Here is a 22,827-nt window from a genome sequence, read left to right on the forward strand (position 1 = left end):
CGAAAATTCTGTCGGCTATGGTAGCAGAAAAGGCTCAGATATAGATATCGACATGCCCATCGGCATCGACAGTTTGTTCCGCTTCGGCTACCTAATCAGCTTAGAATCGATTAAACCGAGCCTGATAAGCCTGCGCCAGCTGCTTGATTTTTTGTTCAGCCTCTTCCGGGGTTGGCCGCACACCAGCAGTCATTTGCGCATCCAGCCAATCTTGCACTTCACTACTAACATTGCGGCTTGCTTCCAAACAATAGCCGGGATCACTGACCCAGATCTGTGGCGAAAAAGCACTAACGGAGGTTAACGGATTGCAGTAACTGTATCCATGCGATGCCATATAGTCATTGATAAAAAAGCCGCCATAGAAAATTCGAGAAACAACAAATAAGATGAACGAATAAAATAAAAATTGATACATTGACTTATCCATTTTTGTGTTCATATTACTTAACCGCTTGTAAATAATAACAACTGTCATATAGAGCACCCCAGGTATCAGGAAAAACAAAGGGAGCAAATTATGAGAACCAACCAGATACAGCGGACGCTCGGAAATATTTATCAACTGATTTACAGATAGAGCAATTTCTACCAGCAGATAAATACTTACAGCAACTAGGATGAGCACCGAAAAAATCGCAGAAAACCAACCATTTTTTTCCTCATGGGTGGACAAGTTTGTATTACTTGCAGCCATTAGAAGAGCCTCACTTCAGGAATTGCAAAGAGCTTTTTAATAAATTCCAGCTTATCTCGCAAATACTCTCCCTTTACTGCCCTAGCAGCATCGCTAATTTGTACCATGTCAGCCTCAAGCTCCGTCAAAAGCGCAGCAAGTTTCTTCGATAGTCCTATTTTTTTATCCAGATAATACACAGCCAAGGTAAGTAAGGCTCCAACAACTACTACAGCCAAATGGGGCCAGCAGCAAACATCGTTGCACCACCCGCAACACTGCTCACTATAGCCCAAGACCCCACCGACACCGCCACTGCATAAATCGTATCTGCCGCCACACCACTAACAAAATGATGCCAGGTACGCTGATCGTTCATCAATTGATCCAAACCATGAAATGCAACCGACACAATCACCGACACCACAAAGCCGGTTTTAATGGCGTTAGCAGCTCCCAGTTTACCAATGCCCATCGACACCACTTTTGGGTTGGCGGCCAGATAGCGGGTGCCGGTGAGGTGCTTACGCAGCCCTGGGTAGCCTTCGAACACAATGTGTGGTCTGCCCTGAAAATAGCGCACCTGAAATTTCGCAAAAGTATTGCCACTGCGCTGCAGGTCACGCGCCAGCACGCCTAATGCAGCGGCATCGATCCCAGAAGCTGTAAAGGCAGAAATAAATTGAATTTGATGATCATGCTGCTGCCACTTCTGCTGCAAGTCGCCATGCACATCCAGTACAGCACTGAGCCAATCTCTGGATGCTTGCTCGGTCATACCATGCAGTTTTTTTACATTCAGGGCGTACTCGATAAACTCTTCGGGGTTCATCACGACCAGTGTGGTTTGATGATGCTCAAGTGCGTGCACTATTTGGGTTTGTCGTTGCGCTTTTTTAACTTTTTCTGCCTGAAGGTTTGCGTAGCCAGCACTGTGAGGAGGTCTCATGCTTATTCATCCATGATTCTAAAATGAAAATATGATAGCAAACTGCCCCATAAAAACAAATAAGATATATGCAAAAAGTTAATGATAGGTTTAATTTCAACCAGTTACTTGAATAAGTGTTCAGGCCAAGCGTAAAAGGCTCAGATATAGATATCAACATGCCCGTCGGCATCGACAGTTTGCTCCGCTTCGGGGGTGGTTTCCGGGCCAGCTGGCACATCGTCTTTGCGTCTGCGGTGCCTGCTTTGGCGTCTTTGTGGGGTATCGCGCTGTTCTTTTTCTTTTTTTAACGGGGTCAGGCGTGCTTCTTTAAACACAGGAGGCACGACCCGCGGTTCCTGCTCGACAGGGGTACCAGGCGTACGCGGCAAAAATGGAATAATGACATCCATTGCAGGCCTCCGGGTGCGAATTTAACCATAGCTTAGCAGTTTATCGGCCAGTTCGGTTAAAGCTTAAGCAACAGCATTCAATCAACTGTTGCTTAATCTAAGACAGCGCGTAACTTCCTTCAGTTCCGCCAGCTTAAGGCTTTAAACCAAAAGGATCGTCAATCGCATGCGCTGGCTCGGTAAACCAAACCGGGCCTTGCTCTGTCATATAGAAGTGATCTTCCAGCCGCACGCCAAACTCCCCAGGCAATACCAGCATAGGCTCGTTGCTAAAACACATGCCCTGTGCCAGTGCAGTGGTATTGCCCTCCACCAGATAGGGCCATTCATGGATATCCAACCCAATGCCGTGGCCGGTGCGGTGAGGCAAGCCAGGCAGCTGATAATCCGGGCCATAGCCTTGTTGCTGCAGATAGCCCCGTGCTGCCCGGTCTACCTGCTGGCAAGCCTGGCCGGGTCGGGCTGCTTCGAATGCCACCCATTGAGCGTTTTTCTCGTGCTGCCACACCGAGCGCTGTTTTGCGCTGGCCTCACCAAACACATAGCTGCGGGTGATATCCGATAAATAGCCATGCAAACGACAGCCGGTATCAATCAGTACCATATCGCCATCTTGCAGCACTTTAGGATGGGCTACTCCATGTGGGAAAGCAGTGTCAGTGCCAAATAGCACAATACAAAAATAAGAGCCACTGGCCCCGACCCGGCGATGCGCTTCATCGATAAAGCTAGTGACTTCAGCGGTGCTGATGCCCGGATACAAGATGCTGGCAGTGGCCTGATGCACTGCCAATGTCATGTCCATGGCTCGTTGGATCAAAGCCAGCTCGGCGACTGATTTTTGCATCCGACAGCCCGCTGTCACCGTTTTGGCATTGCTGAGCTGAAGTTCCGGCCCCATCTGGCGAATGCCATCCGCTATAAAAAACTGCGCGCTTTCATCAATGGCCAGGCTGGCTTGCGGGCCGGCAAAAGCCGTGACGGCATCGGCGCAAAGCTGATAGGGGTTCTGGTGTTCCTGCCAGCTTAAAATCGCGCCGGGTACCAACATAAGAGGCTCAAGACTGCCTATTTCAAAATGCGGCAACACATACAACAAACGGCCATCGCGTAGCAACAAGGCCGCCACCAACCGCTCACTGGCGTACCAATCCACACCGGTAAAATAACGCAGGTTAGTGCCGGCATTGAGCAGCACTGCATCCAGTTGCTGTTGCTGCATCAGGCTAAGCGCTTTATCGATCCGTTGCCGGTATTCTTCCACCGCGATAGGAGCCACCGAGGCCGTCATATCGCTTAAGCCATCTAAGGCTTCTTCTTTGCTTTTACCACCAATGCCGTTTGCCATTGATAACTCCTGTTGTTTCATCACTGCGATGCTTGCTGGTCAAAATACCAGGCGGGTACATTCTGATAGCATACCGGACGGACAAAGCGTTGTATTGCCCGACTACCGACTGCCGTATACCGACTGTCGGATGACGCCGGAAAAGGCCCACCATGGTTCATGCTGGCACAAACCTCAACCCCGGTGGGCATCTGACCAACAATCACCCGTCCCGCCTTTTGCTCAAGTGCCTGCAGCAGCGAGCGCACCAGCTGCTGCTCGCCTTCGCTGGCATACAGGGTAGCCGTTAACTGACCAGCCAAAGTGGTCAGCAACATCTGCAATTCAGTAACATCACTGCACTCAATCAGCAGAGTAGCCGGGCCAAACACCTCTTCACGCAGCAAGGGTTGCTCGACAAAGGTACGGGCATTGGTACAAAATATACGGGCTTTGGTAACACACCCCTCTTCTTCGCCCTGGCCTTCGGCCACTAAACTGACCCCCTCGGTTTCAGCCAGCAAGGCCGTTTGCCGACGATAGCTGGCGGCAATTTTTGCCGTCAGCATGGCTGCGGCCGCGTGTTCATTGCAGAGCCTCTGCAGCGCGATTTTAAGCGATTCGGTGCTGCTGTCTTTCAGCACAAACACCAGCCCGGGCCGGGTACAAAACTGCCCTTGCCCCATCACCACCGAGTTGAATAGTTGCCCGGCAAAAGCTTCCGTATGCTGTTGTAAATAAGCGGGTAACACACACAGCGGATTTTGCGAGCCTAGCTCGCCGTAAAAAGGAATGGGTTCTTTACGCTGCCAAATCAGTCGCTGAAAATGCATGCCAACCTGCCCGGAGCCAGTAAAAGCCACCGCTTTAATCGACGGGTGCTGGATCAGTTGCTCGGAAAATGCATGGGCCCGCGCCTGCACCAGCGCAAAAATGCCCACTGGCATCCGGCACTGCTCCACCGCCTGGGCGATGGCTCTGGCCACCAGCTCACTAGTAGCCGGGTGAGCATTGTGTGCCTTTACAATCACTGGGCAGCCAGCAGCCAGTGCCGAAGCTGTATCCCCACCAGCGACCGAAAAGGCCAATGGGAAATTGCTGGCACCAAATACCACCACAGGGCCGAGCGCCACGGTGCGCAAGCGCAGCTCTGGCTTAGGCAGTGGCTGACGATCTGGCTCTGCCGGTTCATGCACTTCGTCTTCTGGCGAGCGCAGCAAGCGGGCAAAGAGCCGCAGTTGATTGCAGGTACGGCCACGCTCCCCTTCCACCCGGGCCTTTGGCAAGGCAGATTCTGCCATCACCGTCTCAATCAAAAGCTCGCCCAGTGCTTCAATATTGTCTGCAATATGCTCCAGAAAAGCAGCCCGTTGCTCACAGCTGGTTAATCGATACGGCAAGGCAGCACTTTCCGCTAACTCGGTGACTTGTTGTAACTCCATCGAACCGGCTTCAGCAAAAGCCCAGCGTAATGGCTGATTTAATGCTGGATTAAATGAGCAAGCGTCAGCTTGTGGCTGCCCCTGCCAGCGGCCGCCGATGTAATGTTGTCCTGTAATCATGGTTGCTGTACTCCTGGTTCCTGTAGTCATCGTTACCTCACTTCAAAGCCAAAGGCATAAGGGTCGGCATCGTCCACCAGGATTTGGTTGAATCCGATCACCCGGGCCCAACCTGCAATGGAAGGAATAATGGCCTCGGTCGAACCAAGCATGGTTTTCGCCTCTACTTTGCCGACAAACTGACTGCCAATAATGCTTTCATGCACAAAGGTATCGCCAACCGCCAATTTCCCCCGGGCAACCAACTGGGCCATGCGGGCACTGGTGCCTGTGCCGCAAGGGGAGCGATCAATGGCGCCATCACCGTAAAACACCGCATTGGCAGCATCGGAACCAGCCGTTTTAGGCTTACCGGTCCACTGCACATGACTGATGCCGCAAATACTTGGATCCAGCGGGTGCACACAGGGATAGGCCTCGGCTGCCAAAGTCCGTAATAAGGGGCTGTAACGCAGCACATCCGCTGCAGTCCAGTGTTCCAAACCAGGGAAGTTCGGCTGCGGTTCGACAATGGCATAAAAATTACCGCCATAGGCCACATCAAAGCGGATACGGCCAAGGCCAGGCACTTCTATTTCAGCATCGCGGATCGCCAGATAGGACGGCACATTGCGGATCTGCACCTGAGTGACTTTTGCCCCTTGCTGTTGGTAGGTCACCACCAGTTGGCCGGCCGGTACATCCAATACCAGACGCCCGGCCTGCTGTGGCTGCAATAACCCCTGCTCCAGGGCTGCGGTTACCGTCCCTATGGTGCCATGGCCACACATTGGCAAGCAGCCACTAGTTTCAATAAACAGAATGGAGGCATCCGCACCTTCACTGCATGGCGGGTACAAAAATGCCCCCGACATCATGGCATGGCCTCGGGGCTCAAACATCAATGCTTGACGGATCCAATCGAAGCGCTGGATAAAGTCCAGTCGCTTCTCACTCATGGTATTTCCACGCAATTGTGGATGACCACTGGTGACCAGCCGCACCGGATTACCGCAGGTGTGCGCATCGACGCAAAAGTAAGTGCCTTTGATCATAGCTGCCAGAATTCCTGGTTTTGACCGGAGGTACCAAAACCATAGGTACTGAGATCCGGCCGTTTGGCCAGCGCCTGTTGCACCACCTGCTCCACATAAGCGCGCTCTTGCCCTTCCAAGGGCAAACGCGGCAGCCGCACCTGCTCACTGCCACGCTGCAGCAACTGCTCCGACAGCTTGATGCATTGCACCAACGTAGGAATGGTATCAAGCCGCAGCAACGGCATAAACCAACGGTAGATGGCACGTGCTTCTTCAAGCCGCCCCAGCCGGGCCAAATGAAACAGGGCTACCGATTCGCGCGGGAACACATTGGTCAATCCTGAGATCCAACCGGTCGCGCCAAGCAAAATACTTTCCAGCGCAATATCATCCACGCCACAAAAAATGGTAAAGCGATCACCGAAACGACTTTGCAGCTCGGTGATACGCCGCGTATCGGTGGTCGACTCTTTGATGGCCACAATGTTGGGCTCTTCCGCCAAAATCGCGGTCATCTCAAGATTGATATCAATGCCATAGCCGACCGGGTTGTTGTAAATCATAATCGGCAGGCTGATGGAGCGTGCTACGTATTGATAGTGCGCTACCACTTCACGGTCCGTGCCACGATACACCATGGCAGGCAACAGCATCAGACCATCGACACCAATGGCTTCTGCATCACGACCATAGGCAGCTGCGGCCTGAGCGGTATTCTCGGTACAACCGGCAATCACTGGTATGCGCCCAGCCACAGTTTCTACTGTATGACGCAGAAACTCCCGCTTCTCCTGAGCGGTCAGCGACGCATTCTCACCCACAGTGCCAAGCGCGATGATGCCATCAATGCCATCTTCAATCAGTTGATTCAGCATACGGGCATTGCTGTCGTAGTTGATCTGCCCATCTGGATGGAATTGGGTTGAAATTGCCGGATAGACACCGCGCCAGTTAATTTGCATTTTTTTACTCCTGAAGGTTGCTGTCGACAAAAGAATATTGTATACAATCTGCATTATCAAGTCTTTCTGGAAAATTTTATGCAGCAAGTCACTGTGGTGGGTGCCGGTGTGGTTGGTTTATGCACTGCTTTTTTCTTGCAGCACAGCGGCTATTCTGTGCTCTTGATGGATGCCCGGCAGCCAGCCGAAGGGTGCTCTAAAGGCAATGCCGGTCACTTTGCCACCGAACAAGTATTCCCTCTGGCCGACCCATCCCTGTTACGCCAGCTGCCTGCCTTGCTGCTGCAAGCCAATAGTCCACTGAAAATACGGGCCAGTTATCTGCTGCAGAGCCTGCCCTGGTTTTGCCGCTTTATCGGCAATATGACACCAGCGAAACAACAGGCACTGCAAGCTGCCCTGAGCCAGCTGAATGGATCCAGTATAGCCAGTTGGCAAAAACTGGCTACGCTGTGCCAAAGCCAGGATTTGTTTCGCTACCACGGCGCACTGCTGGTGTCGGAGCAACCCAATCAACAAAGCCTGCAACAGCAGTACCAAAAGTACCGCATGGCCGGTATTGATGTCAGTTTACTAGATGCTGCAGAAACCATGGCGCTAGAACCCCTGTTGGCCAACAGTATCAGTGGCTCGCTCAATTTCACCGAAGTCGCCCATACCGTGGATCCCTGGTTGTTGTGCCAGCGCATTTTTGCTGCTTTTAAAGCGGCGGGTGGCCAATGGCTGCAAAGCACGTTAGTTGCTATTAACCCAGGCACACCAGTACAGCTGGTTACCAGCACCAGCTCTTTTAGCACCGGGCACCTGGTGATTTGTGCCGGAGCACATTCTGCCGCGCTAACGACTCAGCTTGGCTGGCGTATTCCATTGGAAGCAGAGCGGGGCTATCACTTGATGGCACAAGACGTCGGCCTGAACCGCCCAGTCAGCTCGCTGGAACGAAAGTTCATTATGACGCCGATGCAAAATGGGCTGCGCCTGGCTGGCACGGCCGAGTTTTCCGGGCTGGATGCAGCACCGGATTTTCGTCGGGCACACCTGCTGATCGATCATGCCCGCAGCCTGCTCAGCGCAACAGTAAAACCCGCAGAACCCGTAACTGTTTGGTTTGGTAACCGGCCATCCCTGCCTGATTCGCTGCCGGTGCTGGGGTCCTGCCCTGTTCATTCGGGGATACACTACAACTTTGGCCATCAGCACCTTGGTTTAACCCAGGCAGCGTACTCAGCAGAGCTGATTACCCAGAGCCTTCGCGGCAATCTGCCCAGGGGTAAACTTGATCCCTTCCGCATTGAGCGGTTCGGGCAATACCGCCGTCAGAAAATGCAGGCTTAATTTCCCCAAAAAAAATTGCATACAAAATACTTTATTCAAAAATCGCAGTGCCGAGGTGACGGCTGTATTCACCAAAACAACAGGAAGAAACAATGAAACATAAAAAGCTAACCCTACTGATGAGCATGCTGCTTGGCAGCACAATGTTGCCCGCACTGGCTCAGATTCAGGACGACGACACTCAGGCCGGTTCCATTGAGCGCATTGCCGTCACCGGCTCCCGCTTGCGCCAGGTAGATATGGAAGGTGCCAGCCCAGTTACCGTGATCCAGGCAGAGAGCATTCGCGCTGCCGGCTTCAACAGTGTCGGCGAGGCATTGCGTGCATCCAACTTTAATGCCTTTGGTTCCTGGGGTGGTGGTGCCAACAACTCCTGGGCATCACAGTCGACCATCTCGATGAAAGGTGCCGGCGCAAACCGTACCCTGATTTTATTGGATGGTCAGCGTATGGCCAAATCGCCGGTGATGGATGGTGGCAGTACCAACCTAAACACCTTGCCGATGTCGGCGGTGGAACGCATTGAAATTCTCAGCGATGGCGCATCCGCTGTTTATGGCACCGATGCGATGGCGGGTGTCATCAACATTATCCTCAAGAAAGACTACGATGGCAGTGAGTTCACAGTGCGCCAGGAGCGTACCAGCCGAAGCGGTGGCGGCGACTCCACCGACTTCTCATTTACTTCCGGCCTGAGTACCCACAACAGCAATTTTATCTTTACCTGGGACCATAAAGAGCGAAATCCAATCTCAATGGCATCCCGTGCTTATGAGGCTCCTTATCTGAGCGATAACCCAACTACGGGTTGGCGGACCGGCAATCAGTACTGGTACAAAATCTGGGAATGGGGTCGCACCATTGAGCGCTGGTCGGAGCCCGGTGGTCAACGTTTCACTCCGCTGCTAAACGCAGGTTGCGATGCCTTCAACCTGGATGGTAAAAATGGCTACATCGATGGCTACCGTGAACGTACTTCGGGTGGCGTCACCTACCAGGACGAAGCCTGCCTGTACGATCATTCAGTGGTTGCCAATATGACTTCCGGCTCAGTCAACGACAGCATTCTGATGGTCTACAACCGGGAGCTTGGCTCCAGCATTAACATGAGCAGCCGCATTTACTGGGCCAACAACCGCTCCACCGATACCTCAGCAGCTGTTTCTGCCGCCATCCGCTTTAACGAAGAGCTGCCAACCTACACCACAGAGCAAGGGTTGGATATTCGTGGTGTGAATGACGGCGACTGGATCCTGGTTCGCTTTGATCAAATCGGTCCTCGCGAAGCCAAACACACTGAAAATGTGATGGATTTTTCACTAAAATTCGAGGGGGACACCTCTTGGGGTTTCTGGGAGGCCGATGCCCAGCTTAATCGCTACCATTACAGTGCCTGGGGCACCGGCTACATGCTGGGAGGAACCGCCATCGCCGATCTGGTCGGCAGCTGGGACAGTGACAACAATAGCTTTAATGGCTGGGACCCGCGCGACCCTCATTCGCCAGTGCCGGGCAGCGCCACGGCCAACATCGACAAATTCAGCCTGGCGCACAGCCAAAGCTTTAGTGCTGGGACAGGCTTTGATCTGCTGGAACTGCCAGGTGGTTTTATCTCCGCCTTCGTAGGTGCCGCTTATCGCAAAGAAAAGTTCCTGTCCGACATTGATGGCCTGACTAAAGCCGGTCGAATCACCGGGGGCTCTGGTGGTGCCGGTGGTGAAGGCGAGCGCACAGTGTCGGCAGTCTATGCCGAGCTGGGCGTGCCGGTACTGGACGAATTATCACTGACGCTGGCAGGTCGCTACGACAGGTACAGTGATTTTGGTAGTACCTTTAACCCTCAACTAGGTCTGCGTTATACCCCACTGGACAGTCTGTTATTCCGGGCCTCTTTTGGCCGCGGCTTCCGGGCACCTACCCTGGCCGATATCAATAAAGAATCCGTGCAGGGTTGGCATGGCAGTGTGATCAATTACCCACTTTGTGTTTTGGAAAGTGTCGCTCTGGAAGATTGTAATCTGACATCCGCGTTTTACAGCGAAGCAACGGGCAACAAGGCGTTAAAACCGGAGCGCTCCAAAACCTGGAATATCGGCACAGTTTGGGACATCAGCGACAACCTGAACATAACCGCCGATTTTTGGCACCTGGAAATTGAAGATGAAATCAGCAGCATAGCCCCAGGCACCATTGCCCTGATGCAGGCCAATCTGTGGTTAGCAGCCGATGAAGCCGGCGTCGCCCGGCCTGATGTATCGCTGATTTTTCCTAATACCAGCATCAGTTATGATGCCAACAACTACATCAATGGCATGGTTCGCCCCACCAGCAACTTTGGCTTTAACGAGCGCCGGGGCCTTGATATCAAGCTGAATCACCGCATTGAGCTTTTGAACGGCACCCTCAGCACCAACCTCGCCTACAGTCGTATGCTGAAGTACCGCAGATCCATGGTGCTGTCAGATGGCAACCTGGCCCATGGGGATGATCTGATCGGCAGCTTCTTCTTTTCGTCCGCCGCATCAAGCTCTGTGAGTTACCCGGCACATAGAGCCACCCTGAATCTGAGTTATGCGTTAGCAGAACATGCCGTCACTCTTTACAGCAGCTACATTCACGGCATGAAGAACGAAGTCAGCAACGATACTGTTGGTTCTTACCTGACGCACAATCTGTCTTATCAGTATCAACTGCCATGGAACAGCACGGTGAACCTTGGGGTAAATAACCTGGCGGATAAAGATCCGGTATTTGACCGCAATGGCTTTTACGACAGCGGTATGAACAGCATCTTTGGCAGAAGTTATTACCTGAGCTACACCCAGCGTTTCTAACCCCTGGTTGCAAAAGGAGGTGGTTGCTTTCCTTTTGTGTGTTTGCTCCTGGCGCAAGCCAGGAGCTTTTTTTCGAGGTATACCATGACTATTCCAGCATTTTTGCTCGGTCTGCTGCTGTATCAGGCAGGGGCTTTCGCAAGGGCGGCAGAGCCGTTCCAGACCACAGAAGCCGATTTTTTAAGTCAGATCAATCATAGTATCAGCCAGCTTCAGCAGAGCTCTGCGGATACGCCGTCACTGGAACAGGAACTGCACTTTTTACGCGATGTCTCCTATCAGATGTCCTGGCACCAACTAAGTAGCGAAAGTCGCCAGGCAGTCCTGCCATTGTTGTTGCAATTATCGATGCACCCCGACTTCTTTCGTCCTCATCCCAAAGCCTGGCGCTGGCAGGAGCAATTTAGTGTACTGAGCTATCGTTACCCGCCTGAAGAAGTCGCTATGCGGCTGGAGCTACTGAGTACACTAAGCAAAATCAGCAGCCAGCTCCCAAATGGTCAGCTGGCAGCAGACTATGCCTGGTGGGAGGCCATTCGGGCTCAGGCATTTTTAGCTGCAGATGCCCGCAATCAGGATGATCTAAAACAATTGCTGAACCAAAGCGATTGGCACAAGCCCATTTTGGTGCTGGTACCACAGGCCAGCGGCTGGCAACTGGAACACCTGCTGTGGTTATTGGCTTACCAGCACCTTTTGCTGCCTGAGGATGCCCCTGAGGATGCCCCTGAGGTAACCAAAGACGCGCTCGATAACGCAGTGATCGCAGCGCTGAAGTCCCATCCAGAGCTTAGCGAAAAAGAGCGCAAGCAACTCTTTAGCTGGCGCTACCTGACCAATTCTTTCCGGGTTCAGGACAACTGCCAGCAGCAGTTTGCTGACTGGTGTGTATTGCCACCGCTTGAGCAAGCCCTGCCCCATCAACACCTCTGCCATGATGGCTTGGTCATTCGCTACCGCAGCATCAGCAACAAGCAATTGCAACAGCTTTGCCTGCAAATGATGGCTCAGGAAGACGATTTTCATCAGCTGCTCAAAACCGGGCGTGAGCCGGTGGCCAATGATTGGAATGAGCGATTGGAAGTCATCATTTTTGACGATTACAGTGACTACAATCTTTATGGTGCCCTGCACTTTAATATCCGCACCAACAATGGCGGCATGTACATCGAAGGTTCACCGAGCGATCCGGACAATCAGGCCCGTTTTTTTGCTTTTCAAAAATTCTGGCAACCGGAGCCCTTTGCAGTCTGGAACCTGGAACACGAATACATCCACTATCTGGATGGCCGTTATGCCAGCTATGGCCCATTCGGTCATTTCCCGAGCCATAAAGTCTGGTGGTCGGAAGGCCTGGCTGAGCTGATTTCGATGGGCGAGCAAAACCCAAAGGCCATCCGTATGCTGGAGGAAACGCCTGCGGAAGAAATCCCTTCGCTCAACACTATCTTTGCTGCCAGTTATCAGGATGGCTTGGATATGACTTACCGTTGGTCTTACCTGGCCTGGCGTTTTTTGCAAAGCGAGCTACCGGAACGTATTCCTGAACTAACCCGGGCCCTTCGTACTGATTTTTTCGCCGGCTACCTGCGCCAGCTGGAGCAAGTGGCCGAGCTGCACCTGGATGGCTTTCATGCTTTCTTACAAGATCAACGCAAGCAAAGCTTTTCAGATACAGCTAAACCGCAGGAGCCACCGATTCTGGGGCGCTACCTGTACCGCAGCTACCTGCAACCTGCTCATTTGCCTGTCAATGCCCGGCATTTTCACCGTCTTAGCCTAAGTACCGATACCAAGGATCAGACCAATGACTAACTTAGTTCATAAAACAACCGACTTATGGGGTCACCCCAAAGGCCTCTTTTTGTTGTTTGGCACCGAAATGTGGGAGCGCTTTTCCTATTATGCCATGCGTGCCTTGCTGGTACTGTATCTGGTTGATCGGGTGCAGGCACAGGGCGGTGGCCTTGGCTGGGATCATGCCAGTGCGCTGCAATTGTATGGCACCTTTACCATGCTGGTCTATGTCACGCCCTTGCTTGGCGGCTGGCTGGCCGATCATATCACCGGCCAGCGGCTGGCGATCATTCTTGGTAGCATCCTGATGGCCATCGGCCAGTTCAGCCTGGCCCTGCCCCATGCCTGGCTACCGGGCTATGAACTGCATGCCTTTTATACTGGCCTTGGCTTTCTGGTCGTTGGCAATGGTTTATTCAAACCCAATATCTCCACCATGGTAGGTGATTTATACCAGCCAGGTGACAAGCGCCGTGATGGCGCCTTCACGGTGTTTTACCTGGGGGTGAATCTGGGCATGTTTCTGGCGGGGATCAGTGTTGGCTTGCTGATCGATCTGTTTGGCTATCAGATTGAAGTCGATGGCAACCTGGTCCAGGTGCGCAACTACCAGGCTGGTTTTTTACTGGCGGGGATTGGCATGCTGATTGCGCTGGTATTGCAGATGACGCTGGCAAAACCCTTACTGGGCAGTATTGGCATTGAGCCTGCAGCCAAGCGGGAACGCCGCTTGCAACAACAGGCTCGCAAAACACCTTTAACCAAGCAGGAAGTGGATCGGCTCAAAGTGGTACTGATCATGGGGCTATTTACCATTATTTTCTGGGCCGGCTTTGAACAAGCCGGTGGCCTGATGAACATCTATGCCGACCGCTTTGTCGATCGCACTGTTGGCAGCGTTGAGCTAAACCCAGCCTATTTTCAGTCATTAAACCCGCTGTTCATCATGATTTTTGCCCCACTGTTTGCGGCGCTTTGGATGAAGCTGGGCAAACATGATCCCAACTCCCCAGTCAAATTTGCCATGGGCCTGGTGTTGCTAGGTATTGGTTTTCTGATGATGGTAGCGGCCACCATGCAATACAGTGAGGCCCAGCAGTCCAGTCTATGGTGGTTGGTGCTGGCTTATCTGTTTTTTACGCTGGGCGAACTTTGCCTGTCCCCCATTGGCCTGGCCATGGTTACCCGCTTATCACCACTACGGATGGCCTCGCTGATGATGGGTGCCTGGTACTTCTTTATGGCTGGTGCTAACAAACTGGCAGGATTGATTGGTGCTCTGGTAGGGTCAGGTGAAGCGGCTACCGACAAAGAAATGGTCGCCAATGCATTTGCTATCTTCGGCGGCTTTACCCTGGCAGCCTTTATAGCAGCCCTGTTGTTGTACTTGATGGCCGATAAACTGATTGGCTGGATGCACGGTGCCGAGCCCTCACGAACGGATACCAATGTGTCGCCTGCCCTGACGGCAGCCAGTAAAGTGTCTTAAAAATTCATACGGAGTTCATAAAGAGATCATAAGGATGTGATCTCTAGTACTTTTGGGTTAATTGCCTGTCCCTGACACCCCTCCTAAGTACCAATAACAGGTATGCCCAGCCCAAGCTAATCACTTGTTTAATTAATTATAAACAATAGGTTGCTGTCGAACCCTAGTTTTAAACCAGCAGAGATTACGCTCTGGTTGCAATCAAGTGCGTGATACAAAAGCACCCAAACAGACTATTGTATACAATATTTCATATGCTAAAAATATCAGTTGCCATCTGGCAAACCCCTAAAACTATAAGTAACAAGCAGGAACATCACCATGAAAACACCATTTCGACTCGCCGCCGCGGCTGTACTGGGAGGGGCATTGCTTTCAGTAACAGCCGTTGCCCACCCACACCATCCGCAAGCGGAGGGAACACATCCATCCCATCCACAGCAACGGATGCAGGAATTAAAAGCCCAGCACAGCCACAGCAATACCGAGGCTCAGCACCCGAGACCACCCCGGCAGCTCTCACCCATCGAGTTTCAGCGTATTCAGGCGCAGATTGATGCCGAACGACGCAACACGCGCCTCCCTACACACTTGGTGGCAGAGACGTCACATCTTTCTGAAACAACGTCGGTGCTGCGACGGCCGTCCTTGCGCAGTTTCAGTAGCACGGCTGCTAGCTGTACTCACCCATCGCAATTGCAACACTTGAGTGGTGATGCCCTGGTACAGGCAGTCAAGTCGGCTGAGCTCAGCAGTTGCCTCTACGGTATGTACAATGCGTCCCTGGTAGGCACAGCCCTTTTCTCCGATGCCAACCTTCACAGCATTGTGACCGCCATGCTGCAGCTGCTGGAACACTACAATGCCAGCTCGATGACTGAAAGCTCCGAGTTGGAAAAGCTGGTTACTTTCCTGCGTGCCGTGCATTGGGCTGAATCGTCGGCTGGCAACAACCGCGTTTATCCCGCCTCGTACAAAAACAACCTGCAACTGATGTTCGATCAGTACTTTGCCGGTGAACATTTTGTACAGTTCAACGGCAACAGCAGCCGTGATTTCATGGTGCGCTATGAAATGCTGGTCCTGGTCAGCAGCAGCAACAGCGATCGGCTGCGCTACTTCCCCCGTTTTAGTGAGGCGATCCTGGGTTATGCCCATACCGTTTCCAGAGCAAACAACTGGGGGGTAGGTTACGAGGAAAGCGGTATGACCCAACTGCTGACCCACTACTTTAATGCCTTATTAAACCCTGATGCCGCACTGGAAGCAACCTTGCTGGCACATCCACAAATCATCACCAACCTGCGTGACTTTGTGCTAAACGATGGCCTTTGGCTGGTAGGCCATACCCGCGAGTATCAATGGTCTGATGCTGTCAGTGAGCTTGGCCGTTTCCTCAAGCTAGGCGGCAGCTTTGCCGACCAAGTGCGTCCGGCGATGCAACATATTCTGAGCAGCTACAGCTTCGATGGCATTGGCGGCAATGGCTGGGTGAATGCGCAAAGCATGGTAAAGCACTACGACGCAGCCAACTGCCATCTGTATGGCGATGCCTGCAGTTTTGACCTGGAAGCAGCTGTACTGTCGGGTCAGCATACTTGCAGCGACAGTCTGAAAATTCGTTTTCAGGAGCCGATCAGTGCGGCCAATCTTGGGCAAATCTGTCAGGATCTGGCGCTGAAGGAGCTGGACTTCCATCAATTGTTTGGCACAAATCCGGAATCACCAGTAGCCAACGATTACAACACTGATCTGGAAGTGGTTATTTTCAGCTCTTCCGGTGATTACCAGAACTATGCCGGTACCTTCTTTAACATCAACACCAACAATGGCGGCATGTATCTGGAGGGTACTCCTTCAGATCCGAACAATCAGGCACGCTTTATTGCCTTCCAGGCTACCTGGCTACTACCATCCTTCGTGGTATGGAACCTGGAGCATGAATACATCCATTATCTGGATGGTCGCTATAATCTCTGGGGCGGTTTCTCCGATACACCAAGCAATGCTGTCTGGTGGAGCGAAGGCCTGGCTGAATACCTGTCTCAACCTGCCAATAACCCCAATGCGCTAACGGCAGCTGCCAGCAAGCAATATCAGCTCAGTGAGTTGTTTCAAACTACCTACAGCCATGGCACCCCTCGTATCTATCACTGGGGCTACCTGGCAGCACGCTTTATGATGGAACAACAGCGCCACGAGGTCGATGAGCTGCTGCTGCCCAGCTTCAGGGCACCAAAGTACGCCATTGTGGATGCACCTTGTCAGTTTAACTGGGGCTGGCGCGCCAAACCCGAAGCAGAAGCCAATGGCTGGTACTGGTTGTACGACGATAGCGAATGGGGCTCTGGTTACTGGGTCTGGACTTGTGGTCAGCTACTCACCGATACACTACCAGATGTACCAGACTTCACACCCTACGATGACATTTTAGTTCTTTGGGGCACCCGCTTTGATGCCGACTTCCACGACTGGCTGGATTGTCTGGTCGCTGGCCAGGGCATCTGCGAGCGCAATGAGTATCATCCTGCCGATCTGGATCAAAACGGTGTCATTGACATGCGCGATGTAGAATTGTTCCGTCTTTGGCTGCGCCAAGGCCAGGCACTAAGCCCTGAGCTTGATTTTGATGGCAATGGGGTGATCGATCAACGTGATGTGCGGGCCATGATGAATTTGTGCGATCTACCGCGCTGCCAGATTGCAAACTAACAAAAGGAAGAAGACATGAAAACTTTACTAACCACCCTGTTACTGGCGCTGTCGTTTCACAGCCAGGCAGCCCTGATCAAACTCGAAAGCTTACACAACAACTATCAGGTTGGCGACACCATAGAACTGCAGCTAAGCATCAGCAATCTGACGGATACACTCGGTGGCTTTTTTTCAGAGCTCAGTTATGCCACTGAAGGCTTTTCGTTATTAGGCTGGCAGTTTGGTAACGGTTTTGACGATGGCTTTGGCAGCCTGCAGTTTGCCGATCTTGATGCGCTGGCCGGTTTATTGGCACTGGATGACTACGCCGATCCTGCAGCCGAAGAGTCAGTCCTGGCTGCTCACCAAGGCAACGGCTTTGTGCTGGCAACCATCAGTTTTCAGGCTCTGCAAGCCGGCCACTTCCTGTTTAGCCTGAGTCCGGACTGGACGGGTGCGCTGACTTTCGACAATGCTTTCGTAACCACTAGCTTTAGCGATCTAAGCATGCAGATCCAGCCAACCACGTCCCCAATACCGGCACCAGCATCGCTGCTGCTGTTAGCAGCAGGCTTGCTGCTGTTGCGTGCTCGTAAACGCTAGCAAGGCTCAGCAGCAAAGCACTTAGCTTTGCTGCTTCAAGCTTCTTGCTTCAAAACGACTTCAATGATTTCATCCGCTGCACCCAAAATGTGCTGGCGGAGTAAAGCACAGGCGGGTTCCACTTTTTTCTGGCGGCATAGCGTCAGCAATTTTGAGTGCTCAGGATCCGCTTTCTTAACACCACCAGCCAGCAACAAGTGCACCCGAATGTAACGGTCCGAATTGCTATTGAGATTTTGCACAATTTCCAGCGTCATCGGACGCTCCGCAGCCTGATACAGGCTTAAATGGAAACGGCTATTCAGTTCACTCCAGCTACCGGATGTGTCTGTTGTCTGATAGGCCGATGCCATTTGTTGTAAAATTCGTTCACTTTGTACCAGTTGCGCTTCGGTCAGCCTAGGTATCGCCAGGCGCAATAACTCTGTTTCTAATAACGCTCTTAGCTCAAAAAGCTCGGTTACTTGCTCCGCCGAAAGGCGGGTAGCCGTAGCACCTTTGTGGGCCTCAAATTCCACTAAACCTTCAGCTTCCAGTTGTAACAAAGCTTCACGTACCGGGATCCGGCTCACATTCAGCTCTTCAGCCAAAGCCGCCTGCCGCAATGGCTCACCAGCTTTGATGCTACCTGACAGGATGCGCTTACGGATTTCTTCAACCACCACCTGAGTGCGGGTTTTATATTCTACGGTCATGCACGTCTCATCAATTATTTTCAAGAATGATATGCAGTATATCAAATAAAATGAATGCTGCAGCTTTAGTTATTCGGCGGCAGGACTTGCCTGACCCGTTTATTAAGTATACTGTATACAATAAATTATATGGAGGAGCTATGCGATTAGCGAAATTACAGACCCAATTGAGTACCGGCCAATCGTTGCTGATCACAGAGCCATCAAATATTCGATATCTCAGTGGCTTTACTGGCAGCGCCGCCAGCTTATTGTTGACACCGGAGCAGGCTTTTCTGATCACCGATTACCGGTATACCGCCATTGCCCAAAGCCAGTGTGTGGGACAACCACTCACCATTATATGTAGAGATCGCGCTCATGAGTCGTTAGCCGCCTGTATTGAGCGACTGCAACCAAAGCAACAGCTGCTATTGTGTGAATTTGATCATCTGACCGTTGATTTGTTTCAGCAATTGCAGCAATGCATGCCAGCCGTCTCGCTGCAAGCAGCTCCTAACTGGCTGGCCCAAATGCGGGCCTGTAAAGATGCCAGGGAACTTGCTGCCACCCGGGAAGCGGTGCTCATTGCCGAACAGGCCCTTGACTGGTTGCTACCACAAGTTCGATTGGGCATGACCGAGCTGCAACTGGCCACCTTGCTCGAACAAAAGCTCTTTGAGCTGGGTGCCGAGGCCCTGGCATTTCCAACCATCTTGCTGTCAGGGCCGCGTACTGCTCTGCCCCATGGCAAACCATCGGATCGCGTCTTGCAACACGGGGACTGGCTGCTGCTGGATTTTGGTGCTCAGGTACGAGGCTATCGCTCCGACATCACCCGCACTTATGTGTTAGGGGCTGCCAGCGCCAGCCAGCGCGATTTTTACCAGACCGTGTTGCAGGCCCAACTGGCAGCACTGGCGGTTGCAGGCCCCGGTGTCAGTGGTGATGCTGTTAATGGCGCGGCCCAGCAAGTGTTGGCAGCCTCCCCCTATGCGGACCATGCCGGTGAAGGGATTGGCCACAGTACCGGCTTGACGCTGCATGAATACCCACTGATGCGCGAAGGCTGTGAGACCCTACTACAACCCGGCATGGTGGTCACTATAGAGCCCGGTTTGTATCAAGCTGGCTTTGGTGGTGTCCGCATTGAAGACGACATTCTGATTACCGATTCAGGTATCGAAATTCTAACCAAGAGCCCGAAGGAGCTGATTATTTTATGCGCGTAATTGCAGCCGAATCCATTCATCAGGCCATGACTTTTCCGGCACTGATCGACGCTATCCGCCAGAGTTTCGCAGGGCAGTTTGGTATGCCACCGCGCCAGGTGTTGCCACTACTCGCAGGCAAACCCGAAGCTTTTGCCGTACTTCCGGCCTGGAATGAAAGCGTGATTGGCTGCAAGCTCTTTACCTACTTCCCGCAAAACCCGGCACAGGGCAAAGAGCGCTTGCACGCAAAAATCATGCTGTTCTGCCGGGAAAGTGGCGAGCCGCTGGCACTGCTGGATGGCACAAGTATTACCCTGTGGCGCACAGCAGCTATTTCAGCATTGGCTGGCTCGTACCTGGCCAATCCGGCTGCCAGTACCCTGATACTTTTTGGCACCGGTAAACTGGCACCGTATCTGGTGAAAGCCTATGCCAGTATCCGGCAGTTAAACGATGTGTACATCGTCGGTCGGGATCTAACCAAAGCGCAGCAATTGGCCGCCTCCTTGCAGGCAGACTTGCAAAAAGAGCGTCCAGAACTGCGTATTCAAGCCGCTGAGCGCTCTGCCAACTTGCTGCAAAAAGCCGATATTATCTGCTGCGCCACAGCGGCGACTGAGCCACTGTTTCCTGCCGACTGGGTGCAGCCGGGTACTCTGGTGGATGCGCTTGGCAACCACCATGCTGATGGCAGTGAAATTGATACCGAACTGGTCGTTGATGGCCTTTTGTATGTCGATAGCCGCGCCAATTGCCTGAATGAAGCCGGTGAAGTGCTGCTACCGCTGCAAGCCGGCCGCATCAGCGAGCAGCATATCCAAGGCGAGCTGGCAGATTTATGCCGGGCCGATCAGCTTTGCTGGCAGGCCGACCGCATTCAGGTGTTTAAAGCCGTTGGCACAGCGCTGGCAGATTTGGCAGCTGCCCGACTGATGCTGACGTGAAGCTAACCATATTGCCAGGGGCACAGTTCTACTGTGCCCGATTCCAGTCGGGCGTTGTTTGCTGCTTTAAATGGCGCAGGAAAAAGTCAAACTGGCGGCGCTGCACATAGCGGATAGGCCCGCTGGAGCGCCCTACACTGTGTTCACCACCAGGGACAATCAGCAAATCAAAGTCTTTATCCGCCCGGATCAATGCATCCACCAGTTGCATGGTCGAAGCAGGATCGACATTGCTGTCCTGCTCACCATTGATAATCAGCAACTGCCCTTGCAGCAAGTGCGCCTGCTCCACCACCGACGAAGCCGCATACTGAGGCCCCACCGGATAACCTAACCACTGCTCATTCCAGCTGATTTTATCCATCCGGTTATCGAAACAGCCGGCATAGGCTACACCGACCCGGTAAAAATCCGGATGAAACAACAAGGCAGCCACTGTGCTCTGACCGCCGGCCGAAGCACCATAAATACCAATACCACCCTCAATGTTGTACCAGGGAAAAGTCTCCGCTGCCGCCTGATGCCAAAGGATGCGATCGGGAAAGCCAGAGTCGACCAAATCTTGCCAGGCGACATCATGGAACGCCTTGGAGCGGTTGGCTGTGCCCATGCCATCGATTTGCACCACAATAAAGCCAAGATCTGCCAGCGCCTGCATGCCAATCACTTTGTCGCCACCAGAATGAAAGCCAAAAGGCCAAAAGCTCTTTGGTACAAAGCTGTCGTGCGGGCCAGCATAGATATTTTCAATCACAGGGTACGTGTTGTCCGGGTCAAAATTCTGTGGTTTTACGATTAAACCCCAGATATCGGTTGCACCATCCCGCCCTTTGGCAACAAAAGGCTGTGGCGGCCGAAAGCCGGCAGCGGTCAGTTGGCTGATATCGGCCTGAGCCAGGGTTCGAACCAAAGCGCCATCACTGCTGCGGCGCAGCTCAGCCACATAGGGCAAATCCACCCGCGAATAGCGCACAATAAAGTGCTGAAGATCCGGCGACAGCACCACGTCATGGTGAGCATTGCGCTCTGTCAGTGCTGTCAGATTGTCGCCATCCAGATCAATACGGAACAGGTGCTCGAAGTACGGGTCCTGCTGCGGATAATAACCACTGGCGGTAAACCAGACCTGGCCAGCGACTTCATCGACCGCCAGTACCTGCCGCACCCGCCAGTTACCTCGGGTCAGCTGCTGCAGCTGTTTGCCGCTTCGATCACTACGGTACAAGTGCGCCCAGCCGTCACGCTCCGAGAGCCAGACCACGCCCTGCTCGCCTTGTTGCAATGGCTGATGAAAAGCTGCCCACAGATTGACAAAGGTTGGACTGTCCTCTGTCACCAACGCAGTGGCCTCAGCATTTTTGGCATCCACCCGTATAATCCGCATCCGCTGATGCCCCCGCTCAGTGTAACGAAAAGTAAAAGCGCTGCTATCCTGCTGCCAGGCCAGCTGGTCAATGCGGTAGGGATTGGCAAAGAGCACATTCGGAATATCGATAACGGTTTTGCCTTGCAGCTGCACCAGCACCGGTTGGTCGACATCGACCGCATCGCCAGGCTTTGGGTACAGCTGCTGAATGACTTTGGGTTCCAGTTGATCCTCGGGAGCCGACAACACCCGGGTCACATAGCGTGCCGTACCAGGCTGAACTCTTACCAGAACCAATGCTGAGCTATCCAGTGCCCAGCGGATGGAGTCGACATCGTAAAAGTTACCGGCATGGCCATCGTCAGTGCTCAGCAACAGCTGACCACCACTGCTGAGCACCTGCAGGTTGTGGTCCTGGATGATAGCTTTATAACGCCCATCCGGGGAGAGCACCGGCATGGTGCTGGCTGCCACTTGCAGATCCCGTACGACACCAAAGGCTTTTGGGCGCTGTTTTGAATGAAGCTGACTACAGACGGGTCGACCTAGCTCGCAGCGCCACTGGGCATTCAGTGCATAAAACTCAATGGCAGCTTCATCGCTGCGGTACCTAAAGCTGCCAAAAGGCAACTGCAACGCCGACACCTCAGTCGCACTGGCAGCAGCCAAGCCAGCAGCTATCCGCTCGTGGTCAAACGCCAGTTCAATCCGGCCCTGTTGCAGCGACTGCCGGAAAAACTGAAAGCCCCCTTCCACGCTCAGCTGGTAGTAAAATGCCTGCCCATCTTCGGTCCAGGCGGGTGCCAGCATCAAATCCCGGGTGAGTGGCAACCAGTGTTCACGTAAATCCAGGGCCTGCCCAATGCTGGCTCTATCAGGCGCCGCCTGGGCCGATAGCCCTATAAAAAGCAAAGCGGCGCTGAGCAATCGACTGAGTATTTTGGTTTGCTTGAGATGATTGTCTTTCATGATCGTCGTTATCTCATCAAGAAT

At 52.8% G+C, this 22,827-nt stretch carries 18 protein-coding genes; 8 read left to right on the top strand and 10 right to left on the bottom strand.

Annotation, left to right across the window (positions count from 1 at the left end; genetic code table 11):
• Positions 1–100: 100 nt before the first annotated feature.
• From JJU14_RS12045 to JJU14_RS12080, 8 genes are all read right to left on the bottom strand, one after another.
• Positions 101–697: a hypothetical protein gene (locus tag JJU14_RS12045; RefSeq protein WP_228613870.1), complete on the bottom strand. Its 597-nt coding sequence runs from the start codon at positions 695–697 to the stop codon at positions 101–103.
• Positions 697–915 (bottom strand): hypothetical protein, encoded by a 219-nt coding sequence (locus tag JJU14_RS12050; protein WP_228613872.1) that lies wholly within the window; start codon positions 913–915, stop codon positions 697–699. The genes JJU14_RS12045 and JJU14_RS12050 overlap by 1 nt, the downstream gene beginning before the upstream one ends.
• Positions 906–1,625 (bottom strand): hypothetical protein, encoded by a 720-nt coding sequence (locus JJU14_RS12055; RefSeq protein ID WP_228613874.1) that lies wholly within the window; start codon positions 1,623–1,625, stop codon positions 906–908. Before JJU14_RS12055 ends, JJU14_RS12050 begins: the two co-directional genes overlap by 10 nt.
• Positions 1,626–1,765: 140 nt before the next feature.
• The gene (locus tag JJU14_RS12060; RefSeq protein ID WP_228613876.1) at positions 1,766–2,017 is read right to left on the bottom strand and encodes a hypothetical protein; all 252 of its coding nucleotides are present in this window, start codon (positions 2,015–2,017) and stop codon (positions 1,766–1,768) included.
• A 133-nt stretch (positions 2,018–2,150) separates the two neighbouring features.
• Positions 2,151–3,365, bottom strand: a complete 1,215-nt coding sequence (locus JJU14_RS12065; RefSeq protein WP_228613878.1) for a Xaa-Pro peptidase family protein — start codon at positions 3,363–3,365, stop codon at positions 2,151–2,153.
• Positions 3,366–3,385: 20 nt separating this feature from the next.
• Positions 3,386–4,906: an aldehyde dehydrogenase (NADP(+)) gene (locus tag JJU14_RS12070; protein WP_228613880.1), complete on the bottom strand. Its 1,521-nt coding sequence runs from the start codon at positions 4,904–4,906 to the stop codon at positions 3,386–3,388.
• A gap of 32 nt (positions 4,907–4,938) precedes the next feature.
• Positions 4,939–5,940, bottom strand: coding sequence for a 4-hydroxyproline epimerase (locus JJU14_RS12075; protein ID WP_228613882.1), 1,002 nt, complete (start codon positions 5,938–5,940; stop codon positions 4,939–4,941).
• Complete coding sequence (locus JJU14_RS12080) at positions 5,937–6,884, bottom strand: dihydrodipicolinate synthase family protein (protein ID WP_228613884.1); 948 nt, start codon at positions 6,882–6,884, stop codon at positions 5,937–5,939. Before JJU14_RS12080 ends, JJU14_RS12075 begins: the two co-directional genes overlap by 4 nt.
• A gap of 78 nt (positions 6,885–6,962) precedes the next feature.
• Between JJU14_RS12080 and JJU14_RS12085 the strand changes: the two genes are divergently transcribed.
• The 6 genes from JJU14_RS12085 to JJU14_RS12110 all read left to right on the top strand — a co-directional run bounded on the left by JJU14_RS12085 (position 6,963) and on the right by JJU14_RS12110 (position 17,636).
• A complete protein-coding gene (locus JJU14_RS12085) occupies positions 6,963–8,219 on the top strand; it encodes an FAD-binding oxidoreductase (protein ID WP_228613886.1) in 1,257 nt (418 codons plus the stop codon).
• Positions 8,220–8,311: 92 nt separating this feature from the next.
• Complete coding sequence (locus JJU14_RS12090) at positions 8,312–11,053, top strand: TonB-dependent receptor (RefSeq protein WP_228613888.1); 2,742 nt, start codon at positions 8,312–8,314, stop codon at positions 11,051–11,053.
• An 84-nt stretch (positions 11,054–11,137) separates the two neighbouring features.
• A complete protein-coding gene (locus JJU14_RS12095; RefSeq protein WP_228613890.1) occupies positions 11,138–12,868 on the top strand; it encodes a collagenase in 1,731 nt (576 codons plus the stop codon).
• The gene (locus JJU14_RS12100) at positions 12,861–14,339 is read left to right on the top strand and encodes a peptide MFS transporter (RefSeq protein ID WP_228613892.1); all 1,479 of its coding nucleotides are present in this window, start codon (positions 12,861–12,863) and stop codon (positions 14,337–14,339) included. The genes JJU14_RS12095 and JJU14_RS12100 overlap by 8 nt, the downstream gene beginning before the upstream one ends.
• Positions 14,340–14,660: 321 nt before the next feature.
• Complete coding sequence (locus tag JJU14_RS12105) at positions 14,661–17,051, top strand: collagenase (RefSeq protein ID WP_228613894.1); 2,391 nt, start codon at positions 14,661–14,663, stop codon at positions 17,049–17,051.
• Between the two features lie 15 nt (positions 17,052–17,066).
• Entirely contained in the window at positions 17,067–17,636 is a 570-nt protein-coding gene (locus tag JJU14_RS12110; protein ID WP_228613896.1) for a PEP-CTERM sorting domain-containing protein, read from the top strand.
• Positions 17,637–17,671: 35 nt separating this feature from the next.
• Here JJU14_RS12110 and JJU14_RS12115 read toward each other — a convergent pair whose 3' ends face one another.
• A complete protein-coding gene (locus tag JJU14_RS12115) occupies positions 17,672–18,331 on the bottom strand; it encodes a GntR family transcriptional regulator (RefSeq protein WP_228613898.1) in 660 nt (219 codons plus the stop codon).
• Positions 18,332–18,471: 140 nt separating this feature from the next.
• On the opposite strand from JJU14_RS12115, the gene JJU14_RS12120 reads away from it, so the two are divergent.
• Both JJU14_RS12120 and JJU14_RS12125 read left to right on the top strand, forming a co-directional pair.
• Positions 18,472–19,542: a Xaa-Pro peptidase family protein gene (locus tag JJU14_RS12120; protein WP_228613900.1), complete on the top strand. Its 1,071-nt coding sequence runs from the start codon at positions 18,472–18,474 to the stop codon at positions 19,540–19,542.
• Positions 19,533–20,468: an ornithine cyclodeaminase family protein gene (locus tag JJU14_RS12125; protein WP_228613902.1), complete on the top strand. Its 936-nt coding sequence runs from the start codon at positions 19,533–19,535 to the stop codon at positions 20,466–20,468. The genes JJU14_RS12120 and JJU14_RS12125 overlap by 10 nt, the downstream gene beginning before the upstream one ends.
• A 28-nt stretch (positions 20,469–20,496) precedes the next feature.
• Here the strand turns inward: JJU14_RS12125 and JJU14_RS12130 are convergent, their stop codons facing one another.
• Positions 20,497–22,803, bottom strand: coding sequence for a S9 family peptidase (locus JJU14_RS12130; RefSeq protein WP_228613904.1), 2,307 nt, complete (start codon positions 22,801–22,803; stop codon positions 20,497–20,499).
• Positions 22,804–22,827: the final 24 nt, after the last annotated feature.

Origin of the sequence: Alkalimonas sp. (assembly GCF_020831925.1) — a bacterium.
Lineage (GTDB): Bacteria > Pseudomonadota > Gammaproteobacteria > Enterobacterales > Alteromonadaceae > Alkalimonas.